Source organism: Streptomyces sp., assembly GCF_035563135.1.
Classification (GTDB): Bacteria; Actinomycetota; Actinomycetes; order Streptomycetales; family Streptomycetaceae; genus Streptomyces.
In genome coordinates, this window is the sequence record NZ_DATMVN010000840.1 from 1 (window position 1) to 13,101 (window position 13,101).

Here is a 13,101-nt window from a genome sequence, read left to right on the forward strand (position 1 = left end):
CGTCGGCCGCGCCGAGCACCACCGCGACCCGGCTGCCCGCGCCGAGCCTGCGGGCGGCGAAGCCGAGTGCGGCGCGGGAGTCGGGGTCCCAGGCGTGTGCGTCGTCCACGCAGACCAGCAGAGGCTGTTCGGCCCCCAGGCTGCGCAGGAGACCGAGCAGTCCGCCCGGGGTGATCCCGGAGCGCAGGAGGGTGTCGGGAGCGACGGGCAGCGGGCCGGGAGCGGAGCAGAGCAGGGCGTGCAGCCCGCTGTAGGGCAGTCGCTGTTCGGTGGGGGCCGCGGCGGCGTACAGCACGGGGCCGCCGTGCCCTCCGAAGTAGTGGGCGGCGGCCTGCCGCAGCAGGGCGGTACGGCCGAGGCCGGGCGGCGAGGTCAGCACGAGCGCTCCGCCGTCCCCTGCCCGCAGCCGGACCAACAAGGTTTCCAGGATGGCCAGTTCACCGCTGCGGCCGTACAGCCGGAGCGGACTGTGCACGGTCGTCGATGGGGTCACACTTTCACGTTACTTCCGCGTAAACAGCGTCGGAAGGCTCGCGTCCGCTCCCTGTTCCCGGTGCGCCGGGAGCGGTGCCGCTTCCCAACGGAACGGCGTCGGTGCTGTGCGGGGGCACAGTCCCGGCCCGTTCCGCAGCGGCCGCCCCTAACGTCGGTGCATGACTGATGAATTGCGTACACACGACGGTTTGACCCTGCGTTACTGGTCATGGTCGCGGAACCCGGACGGCGCCCTGCCCCCGGTGGTGCTGCTGCACGGCTTCGCCGCGCACGCCCGGCTGAACTGGGAGGGCCCCGGTGTCGTCGAGGCGCTGGTGACGCGGGGCCGTCGGGTGTACGCCCTGGACGCGCGCGGTCACGGCGAGTCGGACCGGCCGCATGAGGACACGCTCTACGGCGAGTCGCTGATGGCGCGTGACGTACGGCTGCTCATCGACCGCATCGGCGCGGACCACGTGCATGTCGCGGGCTATTCCATGGGCGCCGTGGTGGCGGTCCTGGCCGCGGCGGCGGACACGCGGATCAGCCGCCTGGTGGTGGGCGGGATAGGCGCCGGCGCTGTGGAGGTGGGCGGCCTGGACACCCGGGCGATGCCACCGGAGCTGGTCTCGGCCGCGCTGACGGCCGAGGACACGGCGGACGTACCCGAGCGGGCCCGGGGCTTCAGGATGCTGGCCGACGCCTCGGGCGCGGACCGTCATGCGCTGGCGGCTCAGATCCGGTCGGTGCACCGGGGTGCGCTTCCGCTGGACCGGATCACGGTGCCCACGCTGGTGCTGGCCGGCGGGAGCGACCCCCTGGCCGTACGCCCCCGGGTCCTGGCCGACGCGATCGAGGGGGCGGAACTGACCGTGCTGCCGGGGGACCATCTGACGGCTGTGCGCGATCCCGCTTTCGCCGGGACCATCGCCGCGTTCCTCTCACGGGGCTGAACACCGGGACGAATACCGGGCCTGGACACCGGGGCCGGACAACTGGGCCGCTCGGGCGCCGGGGCGGAACACCGGGGCCGGGACGGGCACCGGGCAGCGCGAAGGGGCCGGACCGCCATGTGCGCGGTCCGGCCCCGGTGCCCCCCGGATCAGTGCGGGCAGTTGCCCCGGTACTCCGCGATCGTCAGGCTGGCCGACGGGATCGGGCAGAGGAACTGCTCGTAGCGGGTGTCGTTGTCGATGAAGCGCTTCAGCCACGAGATGCTGTACTTCGCGATCGTCGTGTTGGACGTGTTCGGGGTGAAGTGAGTGGCACCCCGGAGCTCCAGGTATGCCTTGTCCAGCGAACTCGGCAGCGAGTTGTAGAACGGCTTGGAATGCGTGGTGACGGACGCCACCGTGTCACCGTCCGCGCCGACGACCAGCGTCGGGGTCTGCACCTCCGGCCAGGTCTTGTCCGTGTTCCAGCCGGTCAGCGGGATCGCCGCCTTCAGCGAGGGACGGTCCTTCGCGGCCTCCAGCGTGCCGCCACCGCCCATGGAATGGCCCATCACCCCCAGCCGCGAGGAGTCGACCCGGCTGCGCACCGAACTGTCCTCGGTCAAGTAGTCCAGCGCCGCGAGCAACTGGTCACCACGGCTGGCCGGCTGGTCCAGCGTGGTGTTGGTGTCGATGGTGAACACCACGAAACCCTGCGAGGCCAGACGCGGCCCCAGCCAGGCGATGCTCGATTCGTAGGCGGTGAAACCGGGCGAGATGACGACCGCGCCGAACGTCCCGTCCGAGGTGGACGTCGGGTAGTAGATCGTCCCGCCGCCGAAGCCCCTGACGCTCAGCGAGGACACGGAGGTCTGTGAGGTGGAGTACGACCCTCGGCTCGCCTCGATGCTCGAATTGCTCGGCGCCGGGCCACGCTCGTACGGATTGTCGGCGGCCTGCGCACCACCGGGAACGAGCGCGGTGAGCAGACCGGCGGTCGCCGCCGCAGCCGCCAGGGCGCCCTTGAAGGTGCGGGAACGGCTCTTCGGCAGAGGGCGGGGGGAGATGTCGCCGGAGGGGAGGTGCTGCTGCACGGGGATTCCTCTCGGTTGTGGCGGACCGCGCCGCGGCAGCCGGCGGCCCCGTCGTCCGGGGGCCTTCGGGGATGCACCGCGTCGGTGGCGCCGTCATTCGTTGGCCTGCCGTCACTTTCGCGGTGAGCGCCCGGTCCGGGCATCGGCGAGATCGCCGGTCTTCGCGACCGGCGATCTCCCTGACCCGATTCAGCGAACGGGGTGTCCGGCCTCGCGCAGAGCACCCTTGACCTCGGAGATCCGCAGGTCACCGAAGTGGAAGACGGACGCGGCGAGAACGGCGTCCGCCCCCGCGCCGATGGCCGGCGAGAAGTCCGCGAGTCTGCCCGCGCCACCGGAGGCGATGACGGGGACGGTGACGTGGGCCCGTACCGCCTTGATCATCTCGGTGTCGTAGCCGTCCTTCGTGCCGTCGGCGTCCATCGAGTTGAGCAGGATCTCGCCCGCGCCGAGTTCGGCGGCCCGGTGCGCCCACTCGACGGCGTCGATGCCGGTGCCCTTCCGGCCGCCGTGGGTCGTGACCTCGAAGGTGCCCCCGGGGGTGCGCCGGGCGTCGACGGAGAGCACGAGCACCTGGCGGCCGAAGCGTTCGGCGATCTCGCGGATGAGGTCGGGCCGGGCGATGGCGGCGGTGTTGACCCCGACCTTGTCGGCCCCGGCGCGCAGCAGCTTGTCGACGTCGTCGGGGGTGCGGACCCCGCCGCCGACGGTGAGCGGGATGAAGACCTGCTCGGCCGTGCGGCGCACCACGTCGTACGTCGTCTCGCGGTCACCGCTGGAGGCGGTGATGTCGAGGAAGGTCAGCTCGTCGGCGCCTTCCGCGTCGTACAGCTTCGCCATCTCGACGGGGTCGCCCGCGTCGCGCAGGTTCTGGAAGTTGACGCCCTTGACGACACGGCCCTTGTCGACGTCCAGGCAGGGGATGACCCGTACGGCGAGCGTCATCGCCCACCTGCCCGGTAGGCCTCGACCTCGACCTCGACGACCAGGGAGGGGTCGACGAAGCCGGAGACGATGATCATGGAGGCGGCGGGGCGGACGGCGTCGAACAGCTCCTTGTGGGCGCGGCCCACCTCGTCGACGTCCCGGGCGTGTGTGAGGTACATCCGGGTGCGGACGACGTCCTCGCGGCCGAGTCCCACCTGCTTCAAGGCGTCGAAGGCGACCTGGAAGGAGGCGGCGGCCTGCTCGTACGGGCTGCCCGCGGAGATCTGGCCGTTGACCACGGAGGTGCAGCCGGAGACCAGGACGAGTCCGTTCGGCAGCTGGACCGCGCGGGAGTAGCCGAACTTCTCCTCCCACGGGCCGCCCGAGGCGACGCGGCGTACGGAGTCCGTCATGCGGCGACCGCCTTGAGTGCCTCTTCGAGGGTGAACGCCTTGGCGTACAGCGCCTTGCCGACGATCGCGCCCTCGACGCCCTCCGGGACGAGCAGGGAGATCGCGCGCAGGTCGGCGAGCGAGGAGACGCCCCCGGAGGCGACGACGGGCCTGTCGGTGACGGCGCAGACGTCGCGCAGGAGGGCGAGGTTGGGGCCCTCCAGCGTGCCGTCCTTGGCGATGTCGGTCACGACGTAGCGGGCGCAGCCCTCGGCGTCGAGCCGGGCGAGCGTCTCGTAGAGGTCGCCGCCGTCACGGGTCCAGCCGCGGCCGCGCAGCGTGGTGCCCCGGACGTCGAGGCCGACAGCGATCTTGTCACCGTGCTCGGCGATGACCTTGGCGACCCACTCGGGGCTCTCCAGGGCGGCGGTGCCGAGGTTGACCCGGCGGCAGCCGGTGGCGAGGGCGGCGGCGAGCGAGGCGTCGTCGCGGATGCCGCCGGAGAGCTCGACCTTGATGTCCATGGCGCCGGCCACCTCGGCGATCAGCGCGCGGTTGTCACCGGTGCCGAAGGCGGCGTCCAGGTCGACGAGGTGCAGCCACTCGGCGCCGGAGCTCTGCCAGGCGAGCGCCGCCTCGAGCGGGGAGCCGTAGGAGGTCTCGGAGCCGGATTCGCCGTGCACGAGGCGGACGGCCTGTCCGTCGCGGACGTCTACGGCGGGGAGCAGTTCAAGCTTCGGCATTACAGCGTCTCGATCCAGTTGGTCAGCAGCTGGGCGCCGGCATCGCCGGACTTCTCGGGGTGGAACTGGGTGGCCCACAGCGCGCCGTTCTCGACGGCGGCCACGAACCGCTCTCCGTGCGTGGAATAGGTGACCTTGGGGGCGCGGATCTTGGCGTTGGTCACTTCGAGGGACCAGTCGTGCGCCGCGTAGGAGTGCACGAAGTAGTAGCGGGCCCCGGCGTCCAGGCCCGCGAAGAGCTGGGAGCCCTCGGGGGATTCGACGGTGTTCCAGCCCATGTGCGGCACGACGTCGGCCTTGAGCGGTCCGACGGTGCCGGGCCACTCGTCGAGGCCCTCCGTCTCCACGCCGTGCTCGATGCCGCGCTCGAACAGGATCTGCATGCCGACGCAGATGCCCATGACGGGGCGGCCGCCGGCCAGCCTGCGGCCGATGATCCATTCGCCGCGGGCCTGCTTCAGGCCCGCCATGCAGGCGGAGAAGGCACCGACACCGGGGACGAGCAGCCCGTCGGCGTTCATCGCGGTGTCGAAGTCGCGGGTGATCTCCACGTCTCCGCCGACATGGGCGAGGGCCCGCTCGGCGGAACGGACGTTGCCGAAGCCGTAGTCGAAGACGACGATCTTCTTCTTGTCGCTCACAGTGCCACCTCAGTCCCAGAGTCCCTGGATCCGCATGACGCCCGCCACCAGGCACATCACGGAGCCGATCCCGAGAAGCACGACGACGCCCTTGGGCATGCCCTGCTTCCAGAAGGAGTAGACGCCGCCGGCCAGGAAGAGGCCGACGACGATCAGTACGGTGTTGAGGCCGGTCACAGGGCGCCCTTCGTGGACGGAAGGATTCCGGCAGCACGCGGGTCGTGCTCGCTGGCGTAACGCAGGGCGCGGGCCAGCGCCTTGAACTGGCACTCCACGATGTGGTGGGCGTTGCGGCCGTACGGGACGTGGACGTGCAGGGCGATCTGTGCCTGGGCGACGAAGGACTCCAGGATGTGCCGGGTCATCGTCGTGTCGTACTCGCCGATCATCGGCGCCATCTTCTCCGGCTCGGTGTGCACCAGGTAGGGGCGGCCGGAGAGGTCGACGGTGACCTGGGCGAGCGACTCGTCCAGCGGGACGGTGCAGTTGCCGAAGCGGTAGATGCCGACCTTGTCGCCGAGCGCCTGCTTGAAGGCGGCGCCGAGGGCGAGGGCGGTGTCCTCGATGGTGTGGTGCGAGTCGATGTGGAGGTCGCCCTCCGTCTTGACCGTGAGGTCGAAGAGCCCGTGCCGGCCGAGCTGGTCGAGCATGTGGTCGTAGAAGCCGACCCCGGTCGCGACATCGACCTTGCCGGTGCCGTCGAGGTTGATCTCGACGAGCACGGAGGTCTCCTTGGTGGTCCGTTCCACCCTGCCTACGCGGCTCATGCGTCGTGCTCCTTCTTCAGTTCGCGCACCGCATCGAGGAACGCGTCGTTCTCTTCCGGGGTTCCCGCGGAGACCCGCAGCCACCCCGGTACGCCGTTGTCCCGGACCAGGACGCCCCGGTCGAGGATCTGCTGCCAGGCGGCGCGGCTGTCGGCGAAGCGGCCGAACTGGACGAAGTTGGCGTCCGAGTCGGTGACGGCGAAGCCGAGCTCCCGCAGTCCGTCGACCAGCCGGTCGCGCTCGCTCTTGAGCTGCGCGACGTACCCGAGCAGCGTATCGGTGTGCTCCAGGGCGGCGAGCGCGGTGGCCTGCGTGATGGAGGACAGGTGGTAGGGCAGGCGCACCAGCTGGACCGCGGCGACGACGGCGGGGTCGGCGGCGAGGTAGCCCAGGCGCAGGCCCGCGGCACCGAAGGCCTTGGACATGGTGCGCGAGAGCACCAGGTGACGGCGGCCCTCGATCAGCGGCAGCAGCGAGGGGTGGTGGCTGAACTCGCCGTACGCCTCGTCGACGACGACCATCGAGGGCCCGGCGGCCTGGGCGGCGTCGTGGATCTCCACCACGGTCCGTGCGTCCACCGCGGTGCCGGTCGGGTTGTTGGGAGAGGTGATGAAGACCACGCCGGGGCGGTGCTCGGCGATGGCCTTCTTCGCGGCCTCGACGTCGATGGTGAAGTCGTCGTGGCGCGGTCCGGAGATCCAGCCGGTGCCGGTGCCCCGGGAGATGAGGGCGTGCATCGAGTACGAGGGCTCGAAGCCGAGCGCGGTGCGCCCGGGGCCGCCGAAGGTCTGCAGCAGCTGCTGGAGCACCTCGTTGGACCCGTTGGCCGCCCAGACGTTGGCCACGCCGACCTCGTGCCCAGCGGTCCGGGTGAGGTAGCGGGCGAGCTCGGTGCGGAGCTCCACGGCGTCGCGGTCGGGGTAGCGGTTGAGGTCGCGGGCGGCCTCGCGGACCCGCTCGGCGATGCGGTCGACGAGCGCGTCGGGCAGCGGGTACGGGTTCTCGTTGGTGTTCAGCCGGACCGGTACGTCGAGCTGCGGCGCCCCGTACGGGGACTGGCCGCGCAGCTCGTCGCGGAGGGGGAGCCCGTCCCAGGAGTTGTCGTGCGTCACCGCTGGGGCACCTTCCACCCGAACCTGGCCTTGAGCGCGGCGCCGTGGGCGGGGAGGTCCTCCGCCTCGGCGAGGGTCACCACGTGGTGGGTGACCTCGGCGAGCGCGTCGCGGGTGTAGTCGACGATGTGGATGCCGCGCAGGAAGGACTGCACGGACAGGCCCGAGGAGTGGCAGGCGCAGCCGCCGGTGGGCAGGACGTGGTTGGAGCCTGCGCAGTAGTCGCCGAGGGAGACCGGCGACCAGGGGCCGACGAAGACCGCACCGGCGTTGCGGACCCGGTCGGCGACGGCCGCGGCGTTCTCCGTCTGGATCTCCAGGTGCTCGGCGGCGTACGCGTCGACGACCTTGAGGCCGTCCTCCAGGTCGTCGACCAGCACGATCGCGGACTGGCGGCCGGTCAGCGCGGGCTCGATCCGGTCGGTGACGTGCCGGGCCGCGGCGACCTGGGGCTTCAGCTCCGCCTCGGTGGCGGCGGCGAGCTCCTCGGAGTCGGTGACGAGGACGGCGGCGGCCATCGGGTCGTGCTCGGCCTGGCTGATCAGGTCGGCGGCGACGTGCACCGGGTCGGCGCTCGCGTCGGCGAGGATCGCGATCTCGGTGGGGCCGGCCTCGGCGTCGATGCCGATACGGCCCTTGAGGAGGCGCTTGGCGGCGGCGACGTAGATGTTGCCGGGGCCGGTGACGAGGTTCACGGGCAGGCAGTCCTCGGTTCCGTACGCGAACATCGCGACGGCCTGGGCGCCGCCGGCGGCGTACACCTCGTCGACGCCGAGCAGGGCGCAGGCGGCGAGGATCGTGGGGTGCGGCAGGCCGCCGAACTCCTTCTGGGGCGGGGAGGAGACGGCGAGGCCCTCGACGCCCGCCTCCTGGGCGGGGACGACGTTCATCACGACGGAGGACGGGTACACCGCACGCCCGCCCGGCACGTAGAGCCCGACGCGCTCGACGGGCACCCACTTCTCGGTGACCGTGCCGCCGGGGACGACCTGGGTGGTGTGCGTGGTGCGGCGCTGCTCGCGGTGGACGAGCCGGGCGCGGCGGATCGACTCCTCCAGGGCGGCGCGCACGGCGGGGCCGAGCTGCTCCAGCGCCTCGGTGATCGCGCCGGCGGGGACCCGGATCGAGTCCAGGCGTACGCCGTCGAATTTCTCCCCCCACTCGATCACTGCCGCGGAGCCACGATGGCGTACGTCCTCGCAGATGGGCCGCACCGTCTCCAGGGCGGCTTCCACGTCGAACTCGGCACGGGGCAGCAGGTCGCGCAGGGCGCCGCCCTCGGGGAGGGCGGTACCGCGCAGATCGATTCGAGAGATCACACCGACAATTCTCTCAGACCGCTTCCGGCCTCCGGTCGCCCGTATCACTGGCTGATACATGTCCCGGCTGTCACTGCTGACCGTTAGCGTTCACGTCGTCACACAGAGGGAAGAACGACTGTACGAAGCGCGGGGCGAACCGCGCAGGCGGAGGTGAGGCAGTGACCGAACCGCACGACGGCGAGATCCCCGACGGGCTCAGCGCCGCGGAGCTGGGTATGTGGCAGTCCTTCCGGAACGGCACCACCTACGATCTGCGCTCCCACGATCCGGTCCGTGACGATCCGTTCGCCCCGCACAGCTGGGGGCCGGAGCGGAGCGTCGGCGCCCGGACGGTGGCGCGGCTGCTGCTCAGCGGGCCGGCGGCGAGGCCGGGGCGGGTGGCCGCGCTGAAGCTCCGGGGCGTCCGCATCACGGGGAAGCTGGACCTGGCGGGCGGGCGCGTCTCGCCCTACGTGGAGCTGACGGGCTGCCGCTTCGAACAGGAGGTGGTGCTGCCGGAGTGCCACTTCACGACGCTGCGGATGGTGGGCTGCGCGGTGCCGAGGCTGGACGCGGCCCGGCTGCACACGGAGGGTGACCTCCATCTGCCGCGCTGCCGGATGGAGCGCGGTATCCGGCTGACGGACGCCCAGATCGGCACGGACCTGCTGATCAACCAGCTCCGGGCCGGCCCCGACCGGCGCGGCCGCGCCTTCGTGGGCGACGGGATGTCGGTGGCGCAGGACCTGCAGGCCGAGATGATCGAGACGCTCGGCGAGCTGAGCATGCGCGGGGCGAAGGTCGGGGGCTCGCTGAGCCTGCGCGGGAGCCGGCTGCGCGCCACGGACGGGCGGCGGGCGCTGAACGCCCCGCAGCTGAGCGTGGAGCGCACGCTGTACATGACCGAGGCGTGGGTGAGCATCGACACGGGGAACCAGGGCACCACTCCCCCGTTCGGTGTGGCGCGCGGCGGCGGCCCGGCGCGCGGGACGCGTTCGCAGGTCTTCGAGTGCCGGGGCGCGGTGCGGCTCGACGACGGGAGGTTCGGGGACGCGGTGGACCTGCACAAGGCCCGGTTCGTGCTCGCCGACCGCGAGGAGCTGTCGCTGCGCCGGATCGTCACTCCCGAGCTGCGGTTCAATGCGGAGCGCCCGCGGGAGGGCCGGGTCGTGCTGAACGGCGCGAAGGTCGTCACGCTGATCGACGTCTCGGCCAGCTGGCCGGGCCCGGGTGGCCTGGCGATGGGCGGCTTCGTGTACGAGAACCTCGTCCCGTACGGCCACTTCCCGCTGTCCCGGCGTCTGGAGTGGGTGCAGGCGGCGACCCCGGAGTACGTTCCGGAGCCGTACGAGCGCCTCGCGGCGGTGCTCCGCAGCTGCGGGGAGGACGCGGACGCGCGCGAGGTACTGCTGGCCAAGCAGCGGCGGCGGCGCGAGACGCTGCCGCTCGCGGGGCGGATCTGGGGCTACCTGCAGGACTGGACGGTCGCGTACGGCTACCGGCCGGGGCGCGCCCTGGTCTGGATGGCGGTGCTCTGGGCGGCGGGGGCGGTGGCCTTCTCGCAGTACAGCCCGGAGTCGATCAAGGGGAACGAGCATCCGCAGTGGAATCCCGCGCTGTACGCGCTGGACCTGCTGGTGCCGGTGATCAATCTCGGACAGGACGGTTACTGGCTGCTGGAGGGCGGCTGGCAGTGGACGGCGGCGGCCCTCGTGCTGGTGGGGTGGATACTGGCCACGACGGTGGCGGCGGGCGCGTCGCGGCTGCTGCGGCGGGGCTGAGCGGAGGCGGCGCCCGCTGCGGCCGGATCCCTGCCGGCACGGCGGCCGAAAGGCCGGCCGGGGACCGGCGGGCCGGGCGGCCACCGGCCGCCGGAAGATCGTGATCAAGCCATCCGCAGGCGCTTCCTTTGCCTTTTCTTGACCTTGTCGGGGGCAACCCTCCCACTCCCCACAGAAGCTTCACAGAGTGCCTCTGGCGCTGCCCCCACCAGGGCTTTTCAATGGTCTGCACCATGGCTTTCCTCCGCGTACTCCTGAGCTCCGCGCGCACGTTCCGGTACGGCCCCGGGCTGTCCGCCGGACTGCCGGCGGACGACGCGGTGATGCTCGACGCCCCCGACGAACAGCTCTCCCCCGCGTTGGTGGCGGCGGCGTCGGACGACTTCGGCCCCACGGCCAAGCTCCTCGCCACCACCCGGGACGCCGCCGACTGGGAGACCCGCGACCGCGCCCTGGCGCGGCTGGTCGCCTTCGCGCGCAGTCGTGACGGCTGGCTCACCGGCTGGCTGGCCGCCGCCCCGCGCGACCCGGACGCCCTGCTCGTCAAGGCCGCGCTGGCGGTGCGCCGCGCGTGGGAATCGCCCGCCCACGCCGAGCTGCTCCGTGACGTGGGCCCGCTGATCACCGCTGCGGCCGAGGCCGATCCCCGCGACCCGGTGCCGTGGCGGCTCGCGCTCGACCACGCCCGTGGCACGCACGCCCCGCACACGGTCTTCGAGTCACTGTGGGAACAGGCCGTGCGCCGCTCCCCGCACCACTACGGCAGCCATGTCGCCGCACTCCGGTATCTCTCGGCCGAGTGGTACGGCTCCCACCGCGAATGCTTCGACTTCGCCGAGCAGGCCGCCCAGGACGCCGCCCACGACTCCCTGGTGCAGGCACTCCCCGTACGCGCGGCATACGCCCTGCTGCGCGACGAGAAGGCGGCCACCCGGGCGAACTCCGTGCAGGGGGACCGGATCGACGCCGCCGCCGACCTCGCGATCAGGCTCTCGGCCGGATTCCCCGCCGGAGACCCCTGGCCGGCGGAGGTCCGCAACCTCCTCGCCTACGTCCTGGTCGCACGGAGCCGTGCGCCCGAGGCACTGGAGCAGTTCCGGCTGATCGGGCCGTACGCGACCTCGTTCCCCTGGGCGTCCGTCACCGGGGAGGCGCTCGGGGGGTTCCTCGACGCGCGGGCGGATGTCCGGCTCCGGGTGGCCTCTTCGACGCCCCTGTGCGGGAGGCCGGAACACGGCGGGCGCCGCGGCCATTAGGCTTGGCCGTTGTGACCACCGCTCGCCTGCCCCTCTTCCCGCTGAACGCGGTGCTGTTCCCCGGCCTCGTGCTGCCGCTCAACGTCTTCGAGGAGCGGTATCGCGCCATGATGCGTGAGCTGCTCGAGATCGACGAGGACGAGCCGCGCCGCTTCGTGGTGGTCGCGATCCGCGACGGCCGCGAGACCGCGCCGACGGCCACCGGGATGCCGGACACCGTCGCCGCCGCGCCTCCCGCGGAGCGGGCCCCGGCCGACGGCTTCGGCCCCGATCCCCTCCAGACCTTCCACCGCGTCGGCTGCGTGGCGGACGCGGCCAAGATCCGTGAACGCGCCGACGGCAGTTACGAGGTCCTGGCGACCGGCACCACACGGGTCCGGCTGCTCTCCGTCGACGCGAGCGGCCCGTTCCTGACGGCCGAGGTCGAGGAGCTGCCCGAGGATCCGGGCGCCGCCGACGGCGAGGACTCGCCCACGGACGAGGCGGGCGCCCTGGCCGAGGGGGTCCTGCGCGCCTTCCGCAGCTACCAGAAACGGCTGGCCGGCGCGAGCGAGCGTTCCCTGACGACCGGCGCGGACCTGCCTGACGACCCGTCCGTCGTCTCGTACCTGGTGGCGGCCGCCGCCGTGCTGGACATCCCGTCGAAGCAGCGGCTGCTCCAGGCGCCCGACACCGCGACCCGGTTGCGCGAGGAGCTGTCGCTCCTGCGCAAGGAGACCGCGGTCATCCGGCACCTCCCGTCACTGCCCGCGATCGATCTGACCCGCGACCCCACGTACCCCAACTGACCCGAGGACCTGCCCGGTGGCGAAGAAGTCCAGGAAGCAGCAGCCCGGCGGCACCCCGGCCACCGTGGCCCTGACCACGGCCGGCACGGTGTTCACGGTCCACTCGTACGACCACGACCCGGCCTCCCCCTCCTACGGCGAGGAGGCGGCCGAGGCCCTGGGGGTCTCCGCCGACCGGGTGTTCAAGACCCTGGTCGCCGACGTGGACGGCGAACTGGTCGTGGCCGTCGTCCCCGTCGCCGGATCACTCGACCTCAAGGCGCTGGCGTCTGCGGTGGGCGGCAAGCGGGCGGCCATGGCGGACCCGGCGGCCGCGGAGCGCACAACGGGATACGTGAGGGGCGGCATCTCCCCCCTGGGCCAGCGCAAGCGCCTGCGTACGGTACTGGACGCGTCGGCGGGGGCTCACCCGACGATCTGCGTCTCGGCGGGACGGCGCGGCCTGGAGGTCGAGCTGGCCGCCTCGGACCTGGCCGCCCTGACGGACGCGACCCTGGCCCCCATCGGCCGGGCCTAGCACGCGAGGCGTCCGCCCGCGCGGCAGCGGAACGGCCCGTGGAAGGGCCCGGATCACGGCTCCGCGCCCCGTGGGAGGGCCCGGATCACGGCTCCGCGCAGCGATGACGGCGCAATCGCCGGGACGGACACGCTGAGGGCGCTCGACGACGAGCACGACCCGGAGGGGCCGCGCTCGACGACGGGCGCATCCCGGAAGGGCCGCCCTACGGCTCCGCCTTCGGGCGGGCCCGTGCCGCACCGCCGCCGGCGCCCGGTCCCCTGGACGAGGCGGACCTGGCGCCGAGTGCCTGGAGCGGGGCGGCTACGGGCTCTGCGAGCGGGGCCGCGGGGCGGTCCCGCCGGGTCGTCCGGAAGGACGTCCGGCGGCGGGGGCC

Annotated in this window: 15 protein-coding genes; 5 read left to right on the forward strand and 10 right to left on the reverse strand. The window is 72.5% G+C overall.

Features of this window, described 5'->3' with window-relative positions:
- The coding region (locus tag VN520_RS37175; RefSeq protein ID WP_325751384.1) for an ATP-binding protein at positions 1–475 on the reverse strand (475 nt) is incomplete at its 3' end.
- Positions 476–653: 178 nt separating this feature from the next.
- On the opposite strand from VN520_RS37175, the gene VN520_RS37180 reads away from it, so the two are divergent.
- Positions 654–1,427 (forward strand): alpha/beta fold hydrolase, encoded by a 774-nt coding sequence (locus VN520_RS37180; protein ID WP_325751372.1) that lies wholly within the window; start codon positions 654–656, stop codon positions 1,425–1,427.
- A 149-nt stretch (positions 1,428–1,576) separates the two neighbouring features.
- Here the strand turns inward: VN520_RS37180 and VN520_RS37185 are convergent, their stop codons facing one another.
- The 9 genes from VN520_RS37185 to hisD form a co-directional block, all read right to left on the reverse strand.
- Positions 1,577–2,500 (reverse strand): alpha/beta hydrolase family protein, encoded by a 924-nt coding sequence (locus VN520_RS37185; protein ID WP_325751373.1) that lies wholly within the window; start codon positions 2,498–2,500, stop codon positions 1,577–1,579.
- Positions 2,501–2,689: 189 nt separating this feature from the next.
- Complete coding sequence (gene hisF / locus VN520_RS37190; RefSeq protein WP_325751374.1) at positions 2,690–3,445, reverse strand: imidazole glycerol phosphate synthase subunit HisF; 756 nt, start codon at positions 3,443–3,445, stop codon at positions 2,690–2,692.
- Entirely contained in the window at positions 3,442–3,840 is a 399-nt protein-coding gene (locus VN520_RS37195) for a RidA family protein (RefSeq protein ID WP_325751375.1), read from the reverse strand. The genes hisF and VN520_RS37195 overlap by 4 nt, the downstream gene beginning before the upstream one ends.
- Positions 3,837–4,562, reverse strand: coding sequence for a bifunctional 1-(5-phosphoribosyl)-5-((5-phosphoribosylamino)methylideneamino)imidazole-4-carboxamide isomerase/phosphoribosylanthranilate isomerase PriA (gene priA, locus VN520_RS37200; RefSeq protein ID WP_325751376.1), 726 nt, complete (start codon positions 4,560–4,562; stop codon positions 3,837–3,839). Before priA ends, VN520_RS37195 begins: the two co-directional genes overlap by 4 nt.
- Positions 4,562–5,203, reverse strand: a complete 642-nt coding sequence (gene hisH, locus VN520_RS37205) for an imidazole glycerol phosphate synthase subunit HisH (protein ID WP_325751377.1) — start codon at positions 5,201–5,203, stop codon at positions 4,562–4,564. Before hisH ends, priA begins: the two co-directional genes overlap by 1 nt.
- Before the next feature lie 9 nt (positions 5,204–5,212).
- The gene (locus tag VN520_RS37210; protein ID WP_028440214.1) at positions 5,213–5,380 is read right to left on the reverse strand and encodes a hypothetical protein; all 168 of its coding nucleotides are present in this window, start codon (positions 5,378–5,380) and stop codon (positions 5,213–5,215) included.
- Complete coding sequence (gene hisB, locus VN520_RS37215; RefSeq protein WP_031098999.1) at positions 5,377–5,970, reverse strand: imidazoleglycerol-phosphate dehydratase HisB; 594 nt, start codon at positions 5,968–5,970, stop codon at positions 5,377–5,379. The genes VN520_RS37210 and hisB overlap by 4 nt, the downstream gene beginning before the upstream one ends.
- Entirely contained in the window at positions 5,967–7,082 is a 1,116-nt protein-coding gene (locus VN520_RS37220) for a histidinol-phosphate transaminase (RefSeq protein WP_325751378.1), read from the reverse strand. The genes hisB and VN520_RS37220 overlap by 4 nt, the downstream gene beginning before the upstream one ends.
- The gene (gene hisD / locus VN520_RS37225) at positions 7,079–8,401 is read right to left on the reverse strand and encodes a histidinol dehydrogenase (RefSeq protein WP_325751379.1); all 1,323 of its coding nucleotides are present in this window, start codon (positions 8,399–8,401) and stop codon (positions 7,079–7,081) included. The genes VN520_RS37220 and hisD overlap by 4 nt, the downstream gene beginning before the upstream one ends.
- A gap of 161 nt (positions 8,402–8,562) precedes the next feature.
- Here hisD and VN520_RS37230 point away from each other — a divergent pair, with 161 nt between their 5' ends.
- The 4 genes from VN520_RS37230 (at position 8,563) to ybaK (ending at position 12,725) form a co-directional block, all read left to right on the forward strand.
- Positions 8,563–10,164 (forward strand): oxidoreductase, encoded by a 1,602-nt coding sequence (locus tag VN520_RS37230; protein WP_325751380.1) that lies wholly within the window; start codon positions 8,563–8,565, stop codon positions 10,162–10,164.
- Positions 10,165–10,385: 221 nt separating this feature from the next.
- Positions 10,386–11,420, forward strand: coding sequence for a hypothetical protein (locus tag VN520_RS37235; RefSeq protein WP_325751381.1), 1,035 nt, complete (start codon positions 10,386–10,388; stop codon positions 11,418–11,420).
- Between the two features lie 11 nt (positions 11,421–11,431).
- A complete protein-coding gene (locus VN520_RS37240; protein ID WP_325751382.1) occupies positions 11,432–12,208 on the forward strand; it encodes an LON peptidase substrate-binding domain-containing protein in 777 nt (258 codons plus the stop codon).
- Between the two features lie 16 nt (positions 12,209–12,224).
- A complete protein-coding gene (gene ybaK, locus VN520_RS37245; protein ID WP_325751383.1) occupies positions 12,225–12,725 on the forward strand; it encodes a Cys-tRNA(Pro) deacylase in 501 nt (166 codons plus the stop codon).
- Positions 12,726–13,101: the final 376 nt, after the last annotated feature.